This is a genomic window from Bradyrhizobium sp. A5 (genome assembly GCF_042076515.1).
Taxonomy (GTDB): Bacteria; Pseudomonadota; Alphaproteobacteria; order Rhizobiales; family Xanthobacteraceae; genus Bradyrhizobium; species Bradyrhizobium cosmicum.
In genome coordinates, this window is sequence record NZ_CP148990.1 from 3,321,603 (window position 1) to 3,344,403 (window position 22,801).

General features: G+C 64.4%; 21 protein-coding genes. 18 read left to right on the forward strand and 3 right to left on the reverse strand.

Features of this window, described 5'->3' with window-relative positions; translation table 11 throughout:
• The first annotated feature begins 99 nt into the window (after window positions 1-99).
• From glsA to WHZ77_RS15880, 3 genes are all read left to right on the forward strand, one after another.
• The gene (glsA, locus tag WHZ77_RS15870) at window positions 100-1,974 is read left to right on the forward strand and encodes a glutaminase A (RefSeq protein ID WP_375314465.1); all 1,875 of its coding nucleotides are present in this window, start codon (window positions 100-102) and stop codon (window positions 1,972-1,974) included.
• A 118-nt stretch (window positions 1,975-2,092) separates the two neighbouring features.
• Window positions 2,093-2,548 (forward strand): hypothetical protein, encoded by a 456-nt coding sequence (locus WHZ77_RS15875; RefSeq protein WP_375314466.1) that lies wholly within the window; start codon window positions 2,093-2,095, stop codon window positions 2,546-2,548.
• On the forward strand, window positions 2,541-3,773 hold the full coding sequence (locus WHZ77_RS15880; protein WP_375314467.1) for an HlyD family secretion protein: 1,233 nt from the start codon (window positions 2,541-2,543) through the stop codon (window positions 3,771-3,773). Before WHZ77_RS15875 ends, WHZ77_RS15880 begins: the two co-directional genes overlap by 8 nt.
• A gap of 22 nt (window positions 3,774-3,795) precedes the next feature.
• Here WHZ77_RS15880 and queF read toward each other — a convergent pair whose 3' ends face one another.
• Window positions 3,796-4,272 (reverse strand): preQ(1) synthase, encoded by a 477-nt coding sequence (gene queF / locus WHZ77_RS15885; RefSeq protein WP_375314468.1) that lies wholly within the window; start codon window positions 4,270-4,272, stop codon window positions 3,796-3,798.
• 125 nt (window positions 4,273-4,397) lie between these two features.
• Here queF and eno point away from each other — a divergent pair, with 125 nt between their 5' ends.
• Both eno and WHZ77_RS15895 read left to right on the forward strand, forming a co-directional pair.
• Window positions 4,398-5,681, forward strand: a complete 1,284-nt coding sequence (gene eno, locus WHZ77_RS15890) for a phosphopyruvate hydratase (RefSeq protein ID WP_375314469.1) — start codon at window positions 4,398-4,400, stop codon at window positions 5,679-5,681.
• Window positions 5,682-5,715: 34 nt separating this feature from the next.
• The gene (locus WHZ77_RS15895; RefSeq protein ID WP_375314470.1) at window positions 5,716-6,855 is read left to right on the forward strand and encodes a zinc-binding dehydrogenase; all 1,140 of its coding nucleotides are present in this window, start codon (window positions 5,716-5,718) and stop codon (window positions 6,853-6,855) included.
• Between the two features lie 29 nt (window positions 6,856-6,884).
• Here WHZ77_RS15895 and WHZ77_RS15900 read toward each other — a convergent pair whose 3' ends face one another.
• Complete coding sequence (locus WHZ77_RS15900; RefSeq protein WP_375314471.1) at window positions 6,885-7,622, reverse strand: SDR family oxidoreductase; 738 nt, start codon at window positions 7,620-7,622, stop codon at window positions 6,885-6,887.
• Window positions 7,623-7,721: 99 nt separating this feature from the next.
• Here WHZ77_RS15900 and WHZ77_RS15905 point away from each other — a divergent pair, with 99 nt between their 5' ends.
• From WHZ77_RS15905 to WHZ77_RS15965, 13 genes are all read left to right on the forward strand, one after another.
• Complete coding sequence (locus tag WHZ77_RS15905) at window positions 7,722-8,702, forward strand: AraC family transcriptional regulator (RefSeq protein WP_375314734.1); 981 nt, start codon at window positions 7,722-7,724, stop codon at window positions 8,700-8,702.
• Between the two features lie 118 nt (window positions 8,703-8,820).
• On the forward strand, window positions 8,821-9,819 hold the full coding sequence (locus WHZ77_RS15910) for an MBL fold metallo-hydrolase (protein ID WP_375314472.1): 999 nt from the start codon (window positions 8,821-8,823) through the stop codon (window positions 9,817-9,819).
• A gap of 183 nt (window positions 9,820-10,002) precedes the next feature.
• A complete protein-coding gene (locus tag WHZ77_RS15915; protein WP_375314473.1) occupies window positions 10,003-10,554 on the forward strand; it encodes an NADPH-dependent FMN reductase in 552 nt (183 codons plus the stop codon).
• A 102-nt stretch (window positions 10,555-10,656) separates the two neighbouring features.
• Complete coding sequence (locus tag WHZ77_RS15920) at window positions 10,657-10,974, forward strand: septum formation initiator family protein (protein WP_375314474.1); 318 nt, start codon at window positions 10,657-10,659, stop codon at window positions 10,972-10,974.
• Window positions 10,975-11,289: 315 nt separating this feature from the next.
• The gene (pdhA, locus tag WHZ77_RS15925; protein WP_375314475.1) at window positions 11,290-12,312 is read left to right on the forward strand and encodes a pyruvate dehydrogenase (acetyl-transferring) E1 component subunit alpha; all 1,023 of its coding nucleotides are present in this window, start codon (window positions 11,290-11,292) and stop codon (window positions 12,310-12,312) included.
• Between the two features lie 29 nt (window positions 12,313-12,341).
• Window positions 12,342-13,730 (forward strand): pyruvate dehydrogenase complex E1 component subunit beta, encoded by a 1,389-nt coding sequence (locus WHZ77_RS15930; protein WP_375314476.1) that lies wholly within the window; start codon window positions 12,342-12,344, stop codon window positions 13,728-13,730.
• A 3-nt stretch (window positions 13,731-13,733) separates the two neighbouring features.
• Window positions 13,734-14,036 carry a DUF5076 domain-containing protein gene (locus WHZ77_RS15935; RefSeq protein WP_015685879.1) on the forward strand — a complete coding sequence of 101 codons (303 nt, stop codon included), beginning with the start codon at window positions 13,734-13,736 and terminating at the stop codon, window positions 14,034-14,036.
• 2 nt (window positions 14,037-14,038) lie between these two features.
• Window positions 14,039-14,491: a nucleoside deaminase gene (locus WHZ77_RS15940; RefSeq protein ID WP_375314477.1), complete on the forward strand. Its 453-nt coding sequence runs from the start codon at window positions 14,039-14,041 to the stop codon at window positions 14,489-14,491.
• A 64-nt stretch (window positions 14,492-14,555) separates the two neighbouring features.
• Window positions 14,556-15,923 (forward strand): pyruvate dehydrogenase complex dihydrolipoamide acetyltransferase, encoded by a 1,368-nt coding sequence (locus tag WHZ77_RS15945; RefSeq protein ID WP_375314478.1) that lies wholly within the window; start codon window positions 14,556-14,558, stop codon window positions 15,921-15,923.
• 19 nt (window positions 15,924-15,942) lie between these two features.
• Window positions 15,943-16,302, forward strand: a complete 360-nt coding sequence (locus tag WHZ77_RS15950; protein WP_375314479.1) for a hypothetical protein — start codon at window positions 15,943-15,945, stop codon at window positions 16,300-16,302.
• A 13-nt stretch (window positions 16,303-16,315) separates the two neighbouring features.
• Window positions 16,316-17,737: a dihydrolipoyl dehydrogenase gene (lpdA, locus tag WHZ77_RS15955; protein WP_375314480.1), complete on the forward strand. Its 1,422-nt coding sequence runs from the start codon at window positions 16,316-16,318 to the stop codon at window positions 17,735-17,737.
• A gap of 143 nt (window positions 17,738-17,880) precedes the next feature.
• Window positions 17,881-19,122: a threonine synthase gene (locus WHZ77_RS15960; protein ID WP_375314481.1), complete on the forward strand. Its 1,242-nt coding sequence runs from the start codon at window positions 17,881-17,883 to the stop codon at window positions 19,120-19,122.
• Window positions 19,123-19,323: 201 nt separating this feature from the next.
• Window positions 19,324-20,295, forward strand: a complete 972-nt coding sequence (locus WHZ77_RS15965; protein ID WP_375314482.1) for a tripartite tricarboxylate transporter substrate binding protein BugD — start codon at window positions 19,324-19,326, stop codon at window positions 20,293-20,295.
• A 19-nt stretch (window positions 20,296-20,314) separates the two neighbouring features.
• On the opposite strand, the gene WHZ77_RS15970 is transcribed toward WHZ77_RS15965, so the two are convergent.
• Window positions 20,315-22,498, reverse strand: coding sequence for a transglycosylase SLT domain-containing protein (locus tag WHZ77_RS15970; protein ID WP_375314483.1), 2,184 nt, complete (start codon window positions 22,496-22,498; stop codon window positions 20,315-20,317).
• Between the last annotated feature and the right edge of the window lie 303 nt (window positions 22,499-22,801).

Here is a 22,801-nt window from a genome sequence, read left to right on the forward strand (position 1 = left end):
GCGGCAATCGTCTTTTCGTGGCATCGTGGTGCCACGGCGCCCTGCGGTATACATGGCACAAGGATTGCTTTGATTTTGGGCAAACCGAGGTGCGAGATCGTGGACGCCCAGACCAGCCGTTCGCCCAGCCCAGCCAGCGCGCTGCGATCCACCGGATATCCCACCAAGCCGCCGCTGCGGCGTTTCCTGACCGATTGCCACGAGGAATTTCGCGCCGACAATTCCGGCGAGCTAGCCGATTACATTCCCGAGCTGAAGCGCGCCAACCCCGACCATTTCGGCATCGCGCTCGTCACCATCGACGGCCATGTCTACGAGGTCGGCGACAGCGCGGTGCCGTTCACGATCCAATCGGTCTCGAAAGCCTTCGTCTTCGCGCTGGCGCTGGAGATGGTGGGCGAGGACCGGGTCTCGGCCACCATCGGCGTCGAGCCGAGCGGCGAGGCCTTCAATTCGATCCGGCTCACCAACGACAACCGCCCTTTCAACCCCATGGTCAACGCCGGCGCCATTGCCTGCTCGGGCCTGATCTATGCGGTGGACGGGAAGGGCGCCTTCGAGCGCGTCCGCTCGAAGCTCGGCCAGTTCGCCGGCCGCGAGCTCGGCGTCGACGAGGCCGTTCATGCCTCGGAGACCGCGACCGGCAACCGCAACCGCGCCATCGCCTGGCTGTTGCGGAATTACGCGGTGCTGCCCGACGACGTCGACGCCGTGCTCGACGTCTATTTCCGCCAGTGCGCGATCCTGGTCACCGCGCGCGACCTTGCGGTGATGGCGGCCACGCTCGCCAATCGCGGCATCAATCCGGTGACGGGCATGCAGGTGATCACGCCCCACGTCGTCGCGCGCACGCTGTCGGTGATGACGAGCTCGGGCATGTACGACTATGCCGGCGAGTGGACCTACCGGGTCGGCATTCCCGCCAAGAGCGGCGTCGGCGGCGGTATCGTCGCGGCGCTGCCCTCGCAGCTCGGGCTTGGCACCTTCTCGCCGCTGCTCGACAGCCATTTCAACAGCGCGCGCGGCCTGAAGGTCTGCGAGGCGCTGTCGGCCCGGTTCGACCTGCATATGCTGAACCGGAATGCCGACGTTCGCTCCAGCATCATGGCGGACTACGACATCTACGGCATCTCGTCGCGCCGCAGCCGCCAGCCGCGCGAGCAGCAGATCCTCGACGAGCGCCACAGCGACATCCGCGTGCTCGAGCTGGTCGGCGCGATGAACTTCGGCACCATCGACTACGTCACGCGAAGGCTCGCCAGCGAGCCGCCGAATGCGCCGCTCCTGATCATCGATTTCCGCCGTGTCCCTGATATCACCGCGGCGGGCGCGGAGCTGCTTGGCGAAACTCTGACCGCGCTCGGCAATGCCGGCGTCACCACGATCCTGTCGGGCTTCGAGGAGACCTCGGCAGTGTGGGCGGCGATCTCGGCGCGGACGGCCGATCCGCGCCGGCTGCGGCGCTTCGCGCTGCTCGACGATGCCATCGAATGGGCCGAGGACCAGGTGATCTACCGCTTCGGCGGCTTCACCGACGTCAAGGAGAGTGCGCATCTCGGCGAGCAGGCGCTGCTGGCCGAGCTCGACACGGGCGAGATCGCTGCCATCGTCGGTCTGTCGACCACCCGCCGTTACGCCGCCGGCCAGCGCATCATCGCCGCCGGCGAGCCCGCCAATTCGCTGTTTTTCCTCCAGAGCGGCATGGTCAGCGTCAAGCTGCGGAGCGGCGTGCGGCTGGCGTCCCTTGGTCCCGGCATGGCGTTCGGCGAGATGGCGATCCTGGAGCAAAGCCGCAGCGCGGATGTGTTCGCCGATACGCCCGTCACCTGCCTCGAACTGCCGCTCGACAGCTTTGCCGACTATCGGCGGGTGCATCCCGAGACGTCCCTGAAGATCATGCGCAATCTCGCGGCCATCTTGGCGCGGAGGCTGGTGCTCGCGAATGCGAAGGTCGATCTGCTGAGCGCGTACTAAGAGTGACTGGAGTTCGCCTTGGCACGCGCGTCGTGGGCTTTGCCCTTGCCAAGTTACCGTAATGTGAAAGAATGAATTTGGAGCGGCGAGCTCCCAATGCAATTTGAGGGAGAGTCGCGTGAGTGAGCAGCTTCATCCTGCTGCACCCCATCAATTGCCGTCCTTCATCACAGCGCCCGGAGACACCGATGTCCTGATGGTCGTGGTCGGCATTGTCCTCATCGGCGCCGTTCTCGCGGTCGGGAATCTCTATCTGCACCTGCACACGATGCCGGAGCGGATGGCCCATAAGTCGCAGAAATTCCAGTTCGAGATCGTGGCCGTGCTGGGGCTGCTGGCGCTGTTTACGCACAACCACCTGTTCTGGGTGATCGGCCTGTTCCTCGCCATGATCGATCTGCCCGACTTCAGCACGCCGCTGCGCAAGATCGCCGGATCGGTCGAGAAGATGGCGGGCATAGCACCGGAGCAGGATCCGACAGAGCCGCCGAATGAAGCTGCTGCGGAGCAACCTTCTGCGGCCGGCGATGCCAAGCCGGGGAGCGCCAAGAACGAGGTGGCCCGCCATGCTTGAGCTGCTGCTCTGCTCGCTCCTGACGATACTTCCCGACTATCTCTACCGCCGCTATCGGCAGGGGAAGCGCATCGGGCACGAAATCACGCTCTATTCGGTCTGGTTCGAGTTGCGATTTGGCATCATCGCCTGCCTGATGCTGACAGTCTCTCTGATCACGATGATCTTCTATTTTCATCCGTCGACCTCGTCGGCGACGTTGTACTACCGGACTGTTCCGATCGTCTCGGAAGTTACCGGCCGGGTCGCGGAGGTTCATGTCGATGTCAGCGCGGACGTGAAGCAGGGTGATGTGCTTTTCAGACTCGATAGCGCCAAGCAGGAAGCCGCGCTCCTGACCGCGAAGCGCAAGATCGCCGAGGTTGATGCCGCCATGCTGGCGGCGCAAGCCGATGTCATGAAGGCGGACGGCCAGCTTCAGGAGGCAAAGGGTTCGCTGCAGCAGGCGCAGGACGAACTTGATACCAAAACTGAATTGCAGAAGCGAAATCCAGGCATCGTTCCGCAGCGCGACATCGAAAAGCTCGGTGTCGCCGTTGCAGGTCGCCAAGGCACTCTCGATGCCGCCACCGCTTCCAGGCAATCCGCGTTGACCCGACTGAGCGCTCTGCTCCCGGCGGAAAAGGCGAGCGCAGAGGCGGCGTTGGCCGAAGCTCAGGTCGATCTGGATAAGACGTTCATTCGCGCTGGCGTCGACGGGCGGGTCGAGCAGTTCGGACTGAGGCCGGGCGACATTGTCAATCCAATGATACGTTCGGCCGGTGTTCTCATTCCGGATGGGGCGGGGCGACGTGCCCTGATGGCAGGATTTGGGCAGATCGAGGCTCAAGTCATGAAGGTCGGAATGGTCGCCGAAGCCACCTGCATCTCCAGGCCGTGGACGATCATCCCGATGGTGGTGACCAGCGTGCAGGACTACATCGCTGCGGGCCAGTTCAGGGGCGGTGAACAACTGATCGAGGCGCAGCAGGTCGCGCGTCCGGGCACCATTCTCGTTTTCATGGAACCGATCTACAAGGGCGGGCTGGAGGGCGTCACGCCCGGCAGCAGTTGTGTTGCCAACGCCTATACCAGCAATCACGAACTGATCTCGTCAGGGAAAGTCGGCTCGTTCAAGAGTCTCGCATTGCATGTCGTTGATGCAACCGGTCTCGTGCACGCCATGCTGTTGCGGATCCAGGCCCTGCTGTTGCCGGTGCAGACGCTGGTGCTGAGCGGGCACTGATTTGCCCGCAGGCCACTGAGGATCAACCCCGCCCGCGATAGGGCGCGACGCCTTGCTCGGGCACCCATAGCCCCTTCGGCACCCGGCCGGTCTGCCAGAACACGTCGATCGGGATGCCGCCGCGCGGATACCAGTAGCCGCCGATGCGCAGCCATTTCGGCTTGATCTCGGAGGCGATGCGCTTGCCGATCATCACGGTGCAATCCTCGTGAAAGGCGCCGTGATTGCGGAAGCTCGCGATGTAGAGCTTCAGCGACTTCGACTCCAGCAGCCACGGGCCGGGCGCGTAGTCGATCATCAGATGCGCGAAATCCGGCTGGCCCGTCACCGGGCAGAGCGAGGTGAATTCCGGCACCGTGAAACGGACCAGATAATCGGTGCCGCCTTGCGGATTCGGCACGCGGTCGAGCCTGGCCTTCTCGGGCGTCTCCGGCCATTCCACGGCGCGGCCGAGCTGCAGATCAGGTGAGTTGTTCGATTTGCTGGGTTTTTTCGACATCAGGCCGCCTCCGTGGCGCCCTCTTAGCCAATCATGCGAGGGCCGTCACCCGGCCTTTTCCGCTCCGATGCATTGCGGTAGAAGCACCGCCAACTGCCCCCGTTGTTCCCCGAAAAGAGGCCCTCATGACCGCCATCATCGACATCATCGGACGCGAAATCCTGGATAGCCGCGGCAATCCCACCGTCGAGGTCGATGTCGTGCTGGAAGATGGCGCGCTCGGCCGGGCCGCCGTGCCCTCCGGCGCCTCCACCGGCGCCCACGAAGCCGTGGAACTGCGCGACGGCGACAAGGCCCGCTATCTCGGCAAGGGCGTCACCAAGGCGGTCGGCGCCGTCAACGGCGAGATCTTCGAGGCCCTGAGCGGCCTCGATGCCGAGCAGCAGCCCCAGATCGACCAGATCATGATCGACCTCGACGGCACGCCGAACAAGAGCCGGCTGGGCGCCAACGCCATCCTCGGCGTCTCGCTCGCCGTCGCCAAGGCGGCCGCGAACTCGCTCGACATGCCGCTCTATCGCTACGTCGGCGGCACCTCGGCGCGGCTGCTGCCGGTGCCGATGATGAACATCATCAATGGCGGCGTGCACGCCGACAACCCGATCGACTTCCAGGAGTTCATGATCCTCCCCGTGGGTGCGTCCTCCTTCGCCGAGGGCCTGCGCTACGGCGCCGAAGTCTTTCACACCCTGAAGTCCGAATTGAAGAAGGCCGGTCACAACACCAATGTCGGCGACGAGGGCGGCTTCGCCCCGAACCTGCCGTCGGCGGACGCCGCGCTGGAATTCGTCATGAACGCGATCGGCAAGGCCGGCTACAAGGCGGGCACCGACATCGTGATCGGCCTCGACTGCGCCTCGACCGAATTCTTCAAGGACGGCAAATACGTCTATGAAGGCGAGGGCAAGACCCGTTCGATCTCCGAGCAGGCCAAATATCTCGCCGACCTCGTCGGCCGCTATCCGATCGTCACCATCGAGGACGGCATGTCCGAAGACGACATGGACGGCTGGAAGGAACTCACCGACCTGATCGGCAAGAAGTGCCAGCTGGTCGGCGATGACCTCTTCGTCACCAACGTCAAGCGCCTCGCCGAAGGCATCAAGGCCGGCCGCGCCAATTCGATCCTGATCAAGGTCAACCAGATCGGCACGCTGACCGAGACGCTCGCCGCCGTCGAGATGGCGCACAAGGCCGGCTACACCTCGGTGATGTCGCACCGCTCCGGCGAGACCGAGGATTCCACCATCGCCGACCTCGCGGTTGCCACCAATTGCGGGCAGATCAAGACCGGCTCCCTTGCACGTTCCGACCGCACCGCCAAATACAACCAGCTCCTCCGCATCGAACAGCAGCTCGGCAAGCAGGCGCTCTACGGCGGCAAGGCGGCACTGAAGGCGCTGGCATAAGCCGGCGTCTGGACGAGAACAGGGGAGGATCGACATGAGCGACGGCAACACCGGCCTGCAACTGCGTTCGCTGATCAGGAAGAGCGGAGAGCTCGAGATCTCGCTTCTCGACGTGCCGACCCCCGAGCCCGGCCCGGACGAGGTCGTCGTCCGCGTCGAGGCGGCCCCGATCAACCCGTCCGACCTCGGGCTCCTGATCGGCGCAGCCGACATGAGCACGGCGAAGGCATCCGGCACCAAGGAAGCCCCCGTCATCACCGCGAAGGTGCCGGAGGGCGCGATGCGTGCGATGGCCGGCCGGCTCGACGAGTCCATGCCGGTCGGCAACGAAGGCGCGGGCGTCGTGATCAAGACCGGCTCGTCCGATGCCGCCAAGGCGCTGATGGGCAAGACTGTCGCGATGATCGGCGGTGCGATGTATGCGCAGTATCGCACCCTGAAAGTGCGCGAGTGCCTGCCGCTTCCTGAAGGCACCACGCCGGCGGAAGGCGCGTCCTGCTTCGTCAACCCGCTGACCGCGCTCGGCATGACCGAGACGATGCGGCGCGAGGGCCACAAGGCGCTGGTGCACACCGCCGCCGCCTCCAATCTCGGCCAGATGCTGAACAAGATCTGCATCAAGGACGGCATCCCGCTGGTCAACATCGTGCGCAGCAAGGAGCAGGCAGACATCCTGCACAAGATCGGCGCCAAATACGTCGTCGATTCCACCGCGCCGAACTTCCTCGCCGATCTCACCAATGCGCTGGTCGAGACCGGCGCCACCATCGCCTTCGACGCCATCGGCGGCGGCAAGCTCGCCGGTGACATCCTCAACTGCATGGAAATCGCGATCAACAAGACCGCGAAGGAATACAGCCGCTACGGCTCGAACGTGCACAAGCAGGTCTATGTCTACGGCGGGCTCGATGTTCGCCCGATCGAGCTGCCGCGCGGCTTCGGCATGGCCTGGGGCGTCGGCGGCTGGCTGCTGTTTCCGTTCCTGATGAAAATCGGGCCGGCGGACGGCGCCAGGCTGCGCCAGCGTGTGGTCGACGAATTGAAGACCACCTTCGCCAGCCACTACACCAAGGTGGTGTCGCTTCAGGAAGCACTCGATCCCGCCAATATCGCGGTCTACGCCAAACGTGCCACCGGCGAAAAATTCCTCATCAACCCGAGTAAGTCGTCGTGACGTGCGACGGCGTCCGGGCCTGATCGAGTTCAGGCCTGAGCGGTGGGGCGGATAACGATCTCGCCGACATCGACATTGTCCGGCTGCGCTATCGCGAAGGCCATCGCCTCCGCGATGGCGCTTGCCGGAATGGCCATCGCCTTCATGCTTGCTTGCCCTTGCTCCCGTAACGCGGAATCCGTCATGGAGGATGGCAGTTCGGTGTCGACATAACCGGGCGAGATCGTGGTGACCCGAAGGGACGGGCCGGCCTCCTGACGAAGCCCTTCGGAAATCGCCCTGACGGCGTTCTTCGACCCCGCGTAGACGGCCATTGTCGGAACGATCTTGATGCCGGCGGTCGACAGGGTGTTGACGAAATGGCCGTAGCCCTGACGACGGAAGACCGGCAACGCCGCGGCGATTCCGTAGAGCACGCCTTTCACGTTCACGTCGATCATGTCGTCCCAGTCGTCGACCCTCAGATCGTCCAGACGCGAAATCGGGGCAATCCCCGCGTTGTTGATCATGACGTCCAACTTCCCGTGTCGGTCTGTCGCGAGTTCGACGAGCCTGGAGACATCCTCTCGTCGCCTGACGTCGGTGGCGAGATACGACGCCTTTCCGCCCTTTGACGCGATGCTCGCGGCCAGCATTTCCAACCTGTCGGAGCGGCGTGCGCCGAGGATCACGATGGCGCCACGTTCTGCGAGATGCCGGGCGGTGGCGTCGCCAATTCCGCTGCTGGCGCCCGTGATGACGATGACCTTGCCCGCGATGCCTGTCATGGGGTGTTCCATCCGTTTCGTTGCTGGATGAAGTTCGCATCGGAAGCGAGGATGATCTATGCTCGAAGTGCCCGAAAATCGTCGAGATCGGATCAAGCCTTGGACAACCTCTCGGATAAGACCTTGGGCAAGACTTTGGGCAAGGCCTCGGACCCGCTGTCTCAGGTCTTCTCACTCTTGGACGTTCGCGCTGCGCGTTGCACCAGGTTCGAGGCGGGCGGCAATTGGTCGTATCGATTTCCAGCAAAACCCGCTCTGAAGTTCGGCGCTGTCATCCGAGGTGATTGCTGGATCGATTTTGGCCACGAAGCCCATCATCGGCTTGTCACCGGCGACTGTTTTCTTCTCGCCAATGCACCCGCCTATGTTCTTGCCAACGACGAACGCCTCGCTCCCGAAGACGGTATGGCGGCGTTCGACTGGACGCAGTCAGATGTCGCGCGTCACGCGGGCAGCGATACGGTTCTGCTCGCCGGCAGTTTCGGTTTCGAAGCGTCAGACGCCGAGCTGCTGCTCGATGCGCTGCCTCGCTTTCTGCTCATACCATCGCGCAGTCCGTCGGCGTCAGTCATTCATTCCACGCTTCAGATTCTCGACCTTGAAATCAGGGGGACTGGAATCGGAGCGGCGGTCCTCACCGACAGGCTCGCAGACGTCCTGCTCGTCCAGGTGCTCCGCGCGGCGCTGGACCAGAGTGCCGGCGAGGGTCTTGGATGGATCAATGCGCTGGTCGATGCCAGGATCGGCAAGGCAATCAGGCTGATGCATGAAAACGCTGCTCACCGCTGGACCCTGGATGCATTGGCTGGCGCGGTCGCCATGTCGAGATCCGCGTTTTCGAAGCGGTTCAGGTCGCTGGTGGGGCTGGCGCCGCTCGATTACCTTCTTCGATGGCGAATGCGGCTTGCACGCGATCAGCTACGGCGTGGAGCGACCGTTTCGGCAGCCGCCGCGCAGCTGGGTTACGCGTCGGAGAGCGCCTTCGGACATGCCTTCAAACGTGTCTACGGCCATGCACCGAAGCGATACTGGCGTCGACAGGCCACGGGGGAAAAATTCCCCAACGCCCCAAATAAATAATCCTGATCTGCGACGGCACGTCACCCAAAGGAGGTCTTGCCTTCTGAGCGAAGCGGGAGATTATTCCGCCGCCATTTGAAAGCGTGAAAACCGCAGGCGCTCAGAAGGGGACATCTGCATGACCGATCTCAATCGCCGCCATTTGCTCGCAGGCGCCGCTGCCGTCGGTGCGGCCGCCATGACCGGCCTCCGGCCGACCGCCGCCAGTGCCGCAGTGCCGCAAGCCGGGACGCAGGCACCGGGCTTCTACCGCTACAGGGTCGGCACTTACGAGTGCACCTCGATCAATGACGGTGCGCGTACCTTCCCGATGCCGGACAAGTTCGTCGTCAACGTGCCGAAGGACGAGGCGCTCGCCGCCGGCGAGGCGTCCTACATGCCGAAGGGCATGGTTACGGTGCCGTTCAATCCGCAGCTCATCAACACCGGCTCCAAGCTCGTGCTGATCGACGCCGGCAACGGCGTCGCCAATCTCGAGCCGAGCAAGGGCGCGGTCGGCCGCACTCTGCAAAACCTCGCCGCCGCCGGCGTCGACCCGAAGAGCATCGACGTCGTGCTGCTCTCGCATCTGCATCCCGACCATACCAACGGCATCCGCCTCGCCGACGGCGCGCTCGCGTTCCCGAATGCGGAGATCAAGGTGCCCGACAAGGATTGGGCGTTCTGGACCAGCGAGGAGAACGCCGCCAAGGCCGAGTCCAATCCGATGATGAAGAACTACTTCGCCAACGTGAAGAAGACCTTCACCGGCCTGGAGTCCAAGGTCACCAAGTACGACTGGGGCAAGGAGGTCGCGCCCGGCATCACCTCGATCGCGACGCCCGGTCACACGCCCGGACACACCTCGTTCGCGGTCGCATCGGGCGATGCCAAGGTGCTGATCCAGTCCGACGTCACCAACATTCCGGAATTCTTCCTGCGCAATCCGGACTGGCACGTCGCATACGACAACGACCCGGCGCTGGCGCAGGAAACCCGCCACAAATTCTACGACATGGCGGCCGCCGAAAAGGCGACCGTGATCGGCTTCCACTTCACCTTCCCCTCGGCCGGCCATGTCGAGAAGGACGGCGCGAAGTACCGCCTGATCCCGAAGGCGTGGAATCCGACGATCTGAGCCTCTTTGCGGATTCGCACGAAACATCAGGCCGCCACTTGGCGGCCTGAATGTTTTGGGTGAGCATCCGCTTTCGTGAAACTCAGCGTTTCCAAACCAGATCGGTTCATGCACTTGCATCCATCGGCCCGGACCGCTTAAGTGCCGGCCCGGCACTCCCGCTCAAGCCCTCAAGGACAATCCATGGCCTACAACATCGTCACGATCGCCGGCAGCCTGCGCAAGGACAGCTTCTCGCTGAAGATCGCCAATGCGCTCGCCAAACTCGCGCCGGCCTCGCTCAAGCTCGAGGTCATCACGCCCGCGGGCATCTCGTTCTTCAACCAGGACCTGGAGGGTGCGCCGCCGGCGGACTGGCTGGCCTTCCGCGACAAGCTCCAGAAGTCGGATGGCGTCCTGTTCGTCACGCCCGAATACAACCGCGCGATTCCGGGCGTGCTGAAGAATGCCATCGACGTCGCCTCGCGCCCGTATGGCAAGAGCTCGTTCAACGGCAAGCCGGTCGGCATCATCTCCAACTCGCCGGGCCCGCTCGGCGGCGTCAGCGCCGCCAAGACGCTGCAGAACATCCTGCCGGGTATTGCCGGCCCGATCATGCAGCAGCCGGAAATCTATCTAAACGCGGTCGGCGACGCCTTCGATGCCGACGGCAATCTGGTCAAGGACTCGCTGAAGGGCGTGCTCCAGGCCTATATCGACGCCTTCGCGGCGCACGTGGCTAAGCACCACGGCTGAGGCCCTCGATCGTCATGCCCGGGGCAGGCCCGGGCATGACGATCGACGCAGCGGGCAGGGGAAATTAGTGCGCTCTTAACCAACCTGCCGCATCTTGCCGGGATGGTCTCCCGCGCCCGCCTGAAATCGATCCTGACCGGCCTTGCCCTCTATGCGATGGCGGCCGCGATCGTCGGCTATTTCGGCGTCAACGCTTATACCGGCAAATACGGCCTCAACGCGCGCCAGGAGCTCGATCAGGAGATCATCGCGCTGACCAGCGAGCTGGCGCAGCTCAAGCGTGAGCGCGCAAGGAGCGAGCAGCGCGTCTCGCTGCTGCGTACCGCGAAGATCGACCCTGATATGCTGGACGAGCGGGCGCGGTTCCAGCTCGACTATGTCAATCCGCACGATCTCGTTCGGACGATCCCGGCGAAGTGATGCGCCGTCGATGAAGGCTGCTGCCGCGCGAGCACAGCGACCTGTCACTGATTCCATCGATCCGTCACGACAGAGACATGCGCAAGGCGCGTTGCCGTGGTGCTGTTGACGCCGGCCTGTCTGCGCCGGGGCATTCCATACACCTCGGCGTGAGCAAGCGGAGCTAATGTTGCCCGATCAGAGCCAAACATTGTGCAATATTTCGACCACGTTGCAGTGCGGCATAACGAAACTTGCGCCGCGTCGCCGCGGTGCTTTCGCGCGCGTTTGAACTGGGTTAGAGAGGTCGAAAGTTTTCTCTGACCCGGAATTCCCATGGCCGCACCCAAGAAAGCCGCCGCAAGCACTCCACAGGACAAGACCAACGGCGGTTCGCCTCCGGAATTCACCAGGGAGCAGGAGCTCAAGGCGCTCCGCGACATGCTCCTGATCCGGCGGTTCGAGGAAAAAGCCGGCCAGCTCTACGGCATGGGCGCGATCGGCGGCTTCTGCCATCTCTATATCGGCCAGGAAGCCGTGGTGGTCGGCATGCAGATGGCCCTGAAGCCGGGCGATCAGGTCATCACCGGCTATCGCGATCACGGCCATATGCTTGCCACCGGAATGGAGGCTAACGGCGTGATGGCCGAGCTCACCGGCCGCCGCGGCGGCTATTCCAAAGGCAAGGGCGGCTCCATGCACATGTTCAGCAAGGAGAAGCACTTCTACGGCGGTCACGGCATCGTCGGCGCCCAGGTTTCGCTCGGCACCGGTCTCGCCTTCGCCAACAATTATCGCGGTAACGACAATGTCAGCGTCACCTATTTCGGCGATGGCGCGGCCAACCAGGGCCAGGTCTATGAGAGCTTCAACATGGCGGAGCTCTGGAAGCTGCCGGTGATCTACGTCATCGAGAACAACCGCTACGCCATGGGCACAGCAGTCTCGCGCGCCTCGGCACAGCAGGATTTCTCCAAGCGTGGTGCCTCCTTCAACATCCCCGGCAGGCAGGTCGACGGCATGGACGTCCGCGCCGTGAAGGCCGCCGGCGACGAAGCCGCGGCCTGGTGCCGCGCCGGCAACGGGCCGATGATCCTGGAAATGCAGACCTATCGCTATCGCGGCCACTCCATGTCCGACCCTGCAAAATACCGCACGCGCGAGGAGGTCGAGAAGGTCCGCCACGACCAGGACCCGATCGAGCAGGTGCGCAATCGCCTGCTGGCAGCCAAGGTCAGCGAGGCCGATCTCAAGGCGATCGACGCCGAGGTACGCGACATCGTCAACGCGTCTGCCGACTTTGCCCAGCATGATCCCGAGCCGGATGCCGCCGAGCTCTGGACCGACATTTACCGCTGAACGCGCGCAAGCTTTCTCTTGGAGTCGATATGCCAATTCAAGTGCTGATGCCCGCGTTGTCGCCCACGATGGAGAAGGGCAACCTTTCCAAATGGCTTAAGAAAGAGGGCGAGACGATCAAATCGGGCGATGTCATCGCCGAGATCGAGACCGACAAGGCGACCATGGAGGTCGAAGCGACCGACGAGGGCACGCTCGGGAAGATCCTGATCCCAGAAGGCACCGCGGACGTCGCCGTGAACACGCCGATCGCGACCATTCTCGCCGATGGCGAGAGCGCCGCCGATCTCGCCAAGGCGCCCGCGCCGGCCAAGCAGGAGAAGGCCGCGGAGTCCGCTCCGCCCGCCGCTGCAAAGGCCGAAGCGCCTGCGCCCAAGGCCGCTCCGGCGCCCCAGGCCGTTGCTGAACCCGATCCGGAAGTGCCCGCCGGCACCGAGATGGTGACGCAGACCATCCGCGAAGCGCTGCGGGACGCCATGGCCGAAGAGATGCGCCGCGACGCCGACGTCTTCGTGATGGGCGAGGAGGTCGCCGAATATCAGGGCGCCTACAAGGTCACCCAGGGCTTGCTGCAGGAATTCGGACCCAAGCGCGTGATCGACACGCCGATCACCGAGCACGGCTTTGCCGGCGTCGGCGTCGGTGCCGCCATGACGGGCCTGAAGCCGATCGTCGAGTTCATGACCTTCAACTTCGCCATGCAGGCGATCGACCAGATCATCAACTCCGCCGCGAAGACGCTCTACATGTCCGGCGGCCAGATGGGCTGCTCGATCGTGTTTCGCGGGCCCAACGGCGCCGCCGCCCGCGTCGCCGCCCAGCACAGCCAGGACTACTCGGCCTGGTACTCGAGCGTTCCGGGCCTCAAAGTCGTCGCGCCGTTCTCGGCTGCCGATTACAAGGGCCTGCTCAAGGCTGCGATCCGCGATCCCAATCCGGTGATCTTCCTCGAGAACGAGGTGCTCTACGGTCACACCGGCGAGGTGCCCAAGCTCGACGATTTCGTGATTCCGATCGGCAAGGCGCGTATTGCGCGCACCGGCAGCCACGTCACGATCATCTCCTGGTCGAACGGCATGACCTATGCGCTGAAGGCGGCCGATGAACTCGCCAAGGACGGCATCGAGGCCGAGGTGATCGACCTGCGCACGCTGCGGCCGATGGACACGGAGACCATCATCAACTCTGTCAAAAAGACGGGGCGAGCCGTCACGGTGGAAGAGGGCTGGGCCCAGAGCGGCGTTGGCGCCGAGATCGCCGCGCGCATCATGGAGAACGCCTTCGACTATCTGGATGCGCCTGTTACGCGTGTCTCGGGCAAGGACGTGCCGATGCCCTATGCCGCGAACCTGGAGAAGCTCGCGCTGCCCTCGGTCGCGGAAGTGGTCGAGGCCGCCAAAGCCGTCTGCTACAGGTAGGCCATGGCGGGCCCGAAGGAGCAGCCATTGCCACCCGACGTGCTTGCCCGCGATGACGCGGTCGAGATCCTGCGCGTCTTCGTGCTGGACGGCGGGCTGTCGATGGCGTTCCAGCGCGCCTTCGAGGAGCCCGACATGTGGGGCCTGCTGCTGGTCGATCTCGCCCGCCACGCCGCGCGCGCCTATGCGCGTGAGAGCGAATATACCGAGGAAGACGCGATGAACCGGATCCTGGAGATGTTCCAGGCCGAGATCGAGCGTCCCACGGACACCGGCACGACGACACCGCGCGGGAAGGGACACTGACCGTGGCGATCGAAGCCCACCATTTCGACTTCATGCTGGAGGCGATCCGCGAGGCGGAGGCTTCGATCGCGCAGGGCGGCCTGCCGATCGGCGCCGTGCTGACACGCGATAACAAGATCATCGCTCGCGGCCACAACAATCGTGTGCAGGAAAACAACGTGATCCTGCATGGCGAGATGAGCTGCCTGCGCGAGGCCGGCGCGATCACGTTCCACGACACCGTCATGTACACCACGCTGTCGCCATGCTCGATGTGTGCCGGCGCGCTCGCTCTGTTCAAGGTCAAGCTGGTGGTGATCGGGGAATCCGTCACCTTCGAGGGCTCCAAGGACATCCTCGACAAGTTCGGCATCCCCTGGATCGATCTTGCCGACGATCGCTCCATCACCATGATGAAGAATTGGCGTTCCGTCCCGGCCAATGAGCGCCTGTGGCAAGGCGACATCGGCAACTAAATCTAGGTCCTGTTCGTCCTCGCTTCCGGGGGCGAATTTTTGAAAAGTTTGTCTTGAGGTCAGCATGCCCATCAACATCCTGATGCCCGCTCTCTCGCCGACGATGGAGAAGGGCAACCTCGCCAAGTGGCTGAAGAAGGAAGGCGACAAGGTCAAATCCGGCGACGTCATCGCCGAGATCGAGACCGACAAGGCGACCATGGAGGTCGAGGCCATCGACGAGGGCACGATCGCCAAAATCCTCGTACCCGAGGGTACGCAGGACGTCCCCGTCAACGACGTGATCGCGGTGCTCGCCGGCGAGGGCGAGGACGTGAAGGCCGCAGGTAGCGCGAAACCCAGTGCTTCGGCAGCGCCGCCGAAAGCCGCCGAGAAAACTGCAGAGGCTCCCGCTGCTGCGTCGGCTCCGGCCGCTGCGTCTGCCGCCCCCAAGGCCGCACCGCCGCCCGCTGCTCCGGCGCCGCAGGCCGCGGCTCCCACCGCGCAGAGCAACGGCCATGGTGGCCGCGTGTTCTCGTCGCCGCTCGCCCGCCGTCTCGCCAAGGATGCCGGCATCGACGTGTCGATGGTGTCAGGCACGGGCCCGCACGGCCGCGTGGTCGCCCGCGACGTCGAGCAGGCCAAGTCCGGCAAGGGCCTCAAGGCGCCCGCGGCGGCGCCGTCCGGCGGTGCGCCCTCGATCGCGCCGACCATGTCGGACAAGCAGATCCTGTCGCTGTTCGAGCCCGGCTCCTACGAGATCATCCCGCACGACGGCATGCGTCGCACCATTGCGCAGCGCCTGACCGCGTCGATCCAGAACGTCCCGCACTTCTACCTCACCATCGACTGCGACATCGGCAAGCTGCTGGCCGCGCGCGAGGAGATCAATGCGGCTGCTCCCAAGGACAAGGAGAAGAAGCCGCTCTACAAGATCTCGGTCAACGACTTCGTCATCAAGGCGATGGCGGTGGCGCTGCAGAAGATCCCGAACTGCAATGTGAGCTGGACCGAAAGCGGCATGGTCAAGCACCACCATTCCGACGTCGGCGTTGCCGTGGCGATGCCCGGCGGCTTGATCACGCCGATCATCCGCAAGGCCGAGACCAAGACGCTCTCGACCATCTCCAACGAGATGAAGGATTTTGCCGCGCGCGCGCGTTCCCGCAAATTGAAGCCCGAGGAATATCAGGGCGGCACCACCGCCGTCTCGAACCTCGGCATGTACGGCATCAGCCACTTCACCGCCGTGATCAACCCGCCGCATGCGACCATCCTCGCGGTCGGCACCAGCGAGGAGCGCCCCGTCGTGCGCGGCGGCAAGATCGAGATCGCGCACATGATGAGCGTGACGCTCTCTTGCGATCACCGTGCGATCGACGGCGCGCTCGGCGCCGAGTTGATCGGCGCGTTCAAGCAGCTGATCGAAAATCCCGTCATGATGATGGTGTAGTGGTGGGGGGTGGCTTGAAATGCGCCACATCATCGCAGGTTGTGGTTTCTTGCTAGCGCTGTACCTCCCATTTTGGTGGAACATACCTTCGCCGCAACCGGGCGAAGACGGAGTGGGGTATGCCATGCTGCTCTTCACGCTGCCGGCATATGGCGCGCTGGCGATCGCGACTCTTGCCATGTACTACGCCTTGTTTCGCGCGAGCGGTCTTGCGATGCTTCTGCTCGTACTCCTGCTCGCGGTTGTTTTGACGTGCTGGCGCCTTCGTTGGATCGACGGGGGCACAAGTCTTGAGGCTGGGGCGCTCGCAGCGGCTATCCTCGCGCATCACCTGATCCTCAAAACCCTTAGCGCAATGTCGCCTGCTAGACAGATCTGATCCGGGAGCCGCAATGGCCGACACATCCTTCGACGTCATCATCATCGGCTCCGGCCCCGGCGGCTACGTCGCCGCGATCCGCGCCGCGCAGCTCGGTCTCAAGACCGCGATCGTCGAGAAATCCTATCTCGGCGGTATCTGCCTGAACTGGGGCTGCATCCCGACCAAGGCGCTGCTTCGCTCCGCCGAGATCTACCACTACATGCAGCACGCCAAGGATTACGGCCTCTCGGCGGACAACATCTCGTTCGATCCGAAGGCGGTGGTGCAGCGCTCGCGCGGTGTCTCGAAGCGGCTGAACGACGGCGTCGGCTTCCTGATGAAGAAGAACAAGGTCAGCGTGATCTGGGGCGCCGCCTCGATCGACGCGCCCGGCAAGGTCACCGTGAAGAAATCCGACGCCGAGGCGCCGAAGGGCGCGCTGGGCGAGGGGAGCTACCAGGCCAAGCACATCATCGTTGCGACCGGCGCGCGGCCCCGCGTGCTGCCGGGGCTAGAACCCGACAAGAAGCTGATCTGGACCTATTTCGAGGCGATGGTGCCGGAGAAGATGCCGAAGTCGCTGCTGGTGGTCGGCTCCGGCGCGATCGGCATCGAGTTCGCCTCGTTCTTCCGCACCATGGGAAGTGACGTCACCGTGGTCGAGGTGCTGCCGCAGATCCTCCCGGTCGAGGACGCCGAGATCGCGGGCCTCGCGCGCAAGCGCCTGGAGAAGCAGGGCATCAAGATCATGTCCTCGACCAAGGTGACCAAGCTCGAAAAGAAAGCCGACAGCGTCGTCGCCACCATCGACGACGGCAAGGGCAAGCCCGTCACCACCGAGTTCGAGCGCGTGATCTCGGCGGTCGGCGTCGTCGGAAATATTGAGAACCTTGGCCTCGAAAAGCTCGGCGTGAAAACCGACCGCGGCTGCATCGTGATCGACGGCTACGGCAAGACCAACGTGCCCGGCATCTACGCCATCGGCGACGTCGCGGGACCCCCGATGCTCGCGCACAAGGCCGAGCATGAGGGCGTGATCTGCGTCGAGGCCATCAAGGGCCTGCATCCGCATCCCATGGACAAGCTCCTGATCCCCGGCTGCACCTATTGCAATCCGCAGGTCGCCTCGGTCGGTCTGACGGAAGCCAAGGCCAAGGAGGGCGGCCGCGAGATCCGCGTCGGCCGCTTCCCCTTCGTCGGCAACGGCAAGGCGATCGCGCTCGGCGAGGACCAGGGCCTGGTCAAGGTGATCTTCGACAAGAAGACCGGCCAGCTCCTGGGTGCCCACATGGTCGGCGCCGAAGTCACCGAGCTGATCCAGGGCTACGTCGTCGCCATGAACCTGGAGACCACGGAAGAAGAGCTGATGCACACGGTGTTCCCGCATCCGACCCTGTCGGAGATGATGAAGGAAGCCGTGCTGGATGCGTATGGAAGGGTGTTGAATATTTGACGGGTGCCATCGCCGCCCACCGCTGTCATTGCGAGCGAAGCGAAGCAATCCAGAATCCTTCCGCGGAGACAGTCTGGATTGCTTCGCTTCGCTCGCAATGACGAGCCGAAAGAACTCTTGCAGAATAAGAAGGAAATCACCCCATGCACGACAACGACAACCTCACCATCGAACGCCCGAACTTCGTCACCCATCTCGAATGCGCGCTGGAGGGCGACCACTACGCGGCTGATCAGGTCCACAATCTCTCCAAGGCCGGCAAGCCACTGCTGGTGCGCTACGACCTCGCCGGCGTGAAGAAGGCGCTGACCAAGGACGCGCTCGCGCAGCGTCCCGCCGACATGTGGCGCTACCGCGAGCTGCTGCCGGTGCGCAAATGCCAGGATATTGTCTCGCTCGGCGAAGTCACCACGCCGCTGATCAGGCTGCCCAAGCTCGGGAAAAAGCTCGGCGGCGGCGAGATCATCGTGAAAGACGAGGGACGCCTGCCGACCGGCTCGTTCAAAGCGCGCGGCCTCGTGATGGCGGTGTCGATGGGCAAGGCGCTCGGCATCAAGCACATGGCGATGCCGACCAACGGCAATGCCGGTGCGGCGCTCGCGGCCTACGCGACCTCGTGCGGCATCAAGACCACGATCTTCTGCCCAGCCGACACGCCCGAGGTGAACGTCAGCGAGATCGAGCTGCAGGGCGCGACCGTCTACCGCGTCAACGGCTATATCGACGATTGCGGCAAGATCGTCGGCGAGGGCAAGGCTAAGGTCGGCTGGTTCGACACGTCCACGCTAAAGGAGCCGTACCGCATCGAAGGCAAGAAGACGATGGGCCTGGAACTCGCCGAGCAGCTCGACTGGGACGTGCCCGACGTGATCTTCTATCCGACCGGTGGCGGTACCGGCCTGATCGGCATGTGGAAGGCGTTCGACGAACTGGAGAAGATCGGCTTCATAGGCAGCAAGCGCCCGCGCATGGTCGCGGTGCAGGCGTCCGGCTGCGCGCCGATGGTGCGCGCCTATGAGGCCGGCACAGAGCATGCGACGCGCTGGGAGGACGCCCACACCATCGCCTCGGGCATCCGCGTGCCGCAGGCGATCGGCGATTTCCTGATTTTGCGCGCGGTGCGGCAAAGCAAAGGCTTTGCCATCGCGGTCGATGACGACAAGATCTCGGCTGCGCTGAACGAGGTCGCGCGCGAGGAGGGGCTGCTGCTGTGTCCCGAGGGTGCCGCGACCTATGCCGCCTACAAGGACAGCCTCGCAGATGGCCGCGTGAGCAAGACCGATCGCGTGATGCTGTTCAACTGCGCGACCGGCCTCAAATACCCGCTGCCGCCGGTTACCCGCACGCTCGATCGCCACAAGCCGATCGACTACGCGCAGTTCTGACCTAACTTCTCCCTCGCCCCGCTTGCGGGGGCGCGACGAGCTTTGCTCGCGCTGAGAGGGTCGGGGTGAGGGGGAGTCTCCGCGGGGACGGTGACAGCTGAATTTGCGGAGGCTCCCCCTCATCCGAATTGCTTCGCAATTCGACCTCTCCCCGCGAGCGGGGCGAGGTGAAGAAAAAACAAAAATCGCTGGGAGAAAACAATGAAGAAGGCCGCCTGGGCTGCGCTGATCGGCATTGTCACGTTTACCGGCGCCGCGCGCGCCGACGACTATCCCTCACATCCCATCACAATCATCGTGCCCTTCGCGGCCGGTGGCCCGTCCGATGCGATGGCGCGCGTGCTCGCCGAGCGAATGCGGACGTCGCTCGGTCAACCGCTGGTGATCGAGAACGTCACCGGCGCGGGCGGCTCGATCGGCGTCGGCCGCGCCGTGCATTCGCCGCCTGATGGGTACACCATCTCGTTCGGGCATCTCGGTACCCACGTGGCCAACGGCGCCGTCTACAAGCTCAATTACGACCTCGTCGCCGATCTCGAACCGGTGGTGCTGCTGCCGAGCAACCCGATGATCGTCGTCAGCAAGAACGCAGTGCCTGCGACGTCGCTGAAAGAGCTGATCGAATGGCTGAAGTCGCGGCCGTCATCGCCGACCGCAGGCACTGCCGGCGCAGGCTCCGGCAGCCACATCGCCGGCGTCTATTTCGAGAGCGTCTCCGGCGTCAAGTTGCAATACGTGCCGTATCGCGGCACTGCGCCTGCGCTGAACGACCTCATCGCCGGCCAGATCGACGTCATCATCGACCAGACCTCCAACTCCATCAACCAGGTCCGCGCCGGCACCATCCGCGCCTACGCCATCACCGACGACAAGCGCCTGGCCTCGGCGCCTGACATTCCAACTGCGGAGCAGGCGGGGCTGAAGGGCTTCAACATGACGCTTTGGTCGGGCCTGTGGGTGCCCAAGGGCACGCCGAAGGAGATCGTCAGCAAGCTCAATGCGGCCGCCGTGGAGGCGCTGAACGATCCCGCCGTGAAGAAGCAGCTCGAAAGCCAGGGCCTGGAGATGACCCCGCAGAACCAGCTCACCCCCGAAGCGCTCGGCACGCGCCAGAAGGCCGAGATCGCCAAATGGTGGCCGATCATCAAGGCGGCGAACATCAAGGTGGATTGAGGCGCGGGCGCTCCTGCGCCTACTCCGATCCGACAAACCCTACCGGCGTAGCGACAGCAGCGGCATCCTTCGTCACCACGCGCTGGTCGCTCTTGCCGGCGACCACGCCGCTGCCTTCGAACCGCGCCCGGTAGACCAGCACGTTCTCGATCACGCGCTGGACGTAGTTGCGCGTCTCCGACAGCGGGATGCGCTCGACCCAGTCGACCGGATCGACCTTGGGATCCCTGGGGTCGCCGCGCGCCTGCACCCATTCGCGCACGCGGCCGCGGCCGGCATTGTAGCCGGCGAAGGTCATGATCTGGTTGCCGCGATATTCCGACAGGAGCGCGCTCAGCTCGGCCGCGCCCATCTGGGTGTTGTAGACGGGATCGGAGACCATCTTGTCCCAGTCATAGGTCAGGCCGAAGCGCTTTGCGGTATCGCGGCCCGCTTCCGGCGTCACCTGCATCAGGCCGACGGCATTGGCGGGCGACTTGTCGCGCTGGTCGAACGAGCTTTCGGTGCGCGCCACCGAATAGATCACGCTGGTCTCGATCGCGGGCGCGACCTGCTTGTGCTCGGGGATGCCGATGGTCGGGAAGGCGTAATGGTCGAGCGCCAGCCCGCGCGCCAGCGCCGACTTGCCGACCTCCAGCATCACGCGTGCATCGTTGCGCCGGCTGGCGAGCTCGCCGAGCGCTTGGAGCGCCGCGACGTCGGTGCTCTCCTTGGCGAAATCCTCGGCGTAATAGAACACCATGTCGCGCTCGCCGATGCCGTAGAGCATCTCGGCGGCGCGCACGCGCTCGTCCGAGGGCGGGGTGTCGGCCGCGGCCAGGACGGGCGAGGGCGGACGTAGCTCGATGCGGTCGAGGCCAAGCTTCGCGCGGGCCAGCTGGCCGTAATAGGCGGTCGGATAGCGCGCCGCGGCCTGATAGCTCAGGCGCGCATCTGCCGTTGCATTCATCGCCTCGGCCGCGCGGCCGCGCCAGTAATGCGCGCGCGACAGCGCGAGCGGATTGGCGGAGCCTTCGTCGATCGCGGCAAAGTGCACCATCGCCGTTCTGGGATCGTCGAGAAAGCGCAGCGCGATCCAGCCGCACATGAAGTGATGGTCGACCCGGTAGACCTCCATCGCCGGCACGGCCGCCGTGCGTACCACGTCGTAAGCCGTCCTGGACTTGCCCTGGTCGAGCAGTTTGCGCGCGAGCAGGCGGCGCTCGCGCCACCAGGCGTCGGTGTCCTGCGCCGCCATCGTGTCGGGCGCTGCGGCCAGGATCACCTCGGCGGCGTCGTCGATGCGGTCGTTCTGGAGGTGCCATTGCGCGCGGCACAGCACGTAGCCGAGATCGCGGCGCGCATCGGCCGAGACGTCCTCGAGATAGTCCTTGGCCTTGCTGGCCTTGCCGGTGACCGCGGCGCAGGCCTTGACGATCGCGAGCGCATCCTCGCCGAGCCGTTTTGCGGCGCGCCGCGCACCGGCATAGTCCTTGGCGCCGAGGCGCTTGTCCATGCGGGCGCGATGGTCGTCGGCAGTCAGCAGGTCGCGGAACGCTTCGTAAGAATCCTCCTCGCTGCGCTCCGACAACTCGTCGGTGCGCCAGGCCTCGCGGACGAGACGCGCGGCTCTGTCGCTGTCACCTTCAGCGAGCAGCACGCGGGCGAGCGCGAACTTGCCCTTGGCGCTGGTCGGCCGGTCCATGGTGAATTTGTGCACGGTGGCCGCATCGCTCTTCTCCTGCCACAGCCGCGCCTCGGCGCGGCGGCGGAGCAGGGCGCTGCTCGGCCAGTCCGGATTGGCGGCGAGAAAGGCCGCGTAGCGCTTGAAATTCGCGGTGCTCTCGGAATGGCGCAGGATGAACCAGTCGGCGAGCTTCGCCCCGGCGGGATCGGCAATGCGGTCGCGCGCCGCGCTCGCGTCGTCGGTCTTACCCTTGCGCGCAAGGTCGATCGCGTCCTTCAGCGCGGCGAGGTCGCCGGTCAGCGGCGGCGCCGCCGGCTTGTCCGAGGCCTTGTCGTCGCTCTTCGACTTGCGCTTGGCCTCGGCATGCTTGCCATGGCGCGACTTCGCCGCAGCGTGACGCTGCTTGCCGGCTTTCGCCTCATGCGTCTTCTTCGACGCGGACGATTTGTGACTGCTCTTCGCCGCCAGCTCGGCGGGAAGGAGGGCCATCGCGGCCACTGCAACGACACACGCGAGCGAGCGTAGGCACTGGTTCATTGCGTGGTCCCCCTGCGAAACCAGTACAAACCAAAGTCCGCGACGACATGCGGATCGAGAATCAAACACGGCAACCAGACGATGCCACGACATCGTTTCGCATTCCTCACGCTCCCGCAACAATGCGGCAAAATACCGATGGGAACTCTGGAACTTCCGAAATCGGAAAAGGCAGTGATTTAACCTTTGTTAACCGAATGGGGCTCGCGCGACGGTTGCGCACTGCCCGCAGCGCCGCGAATGACCAGATTGCGCGTGTTCCCGCGGCGAAATCCGGTGTAATGAGTTCCCTGGACCCTCCTT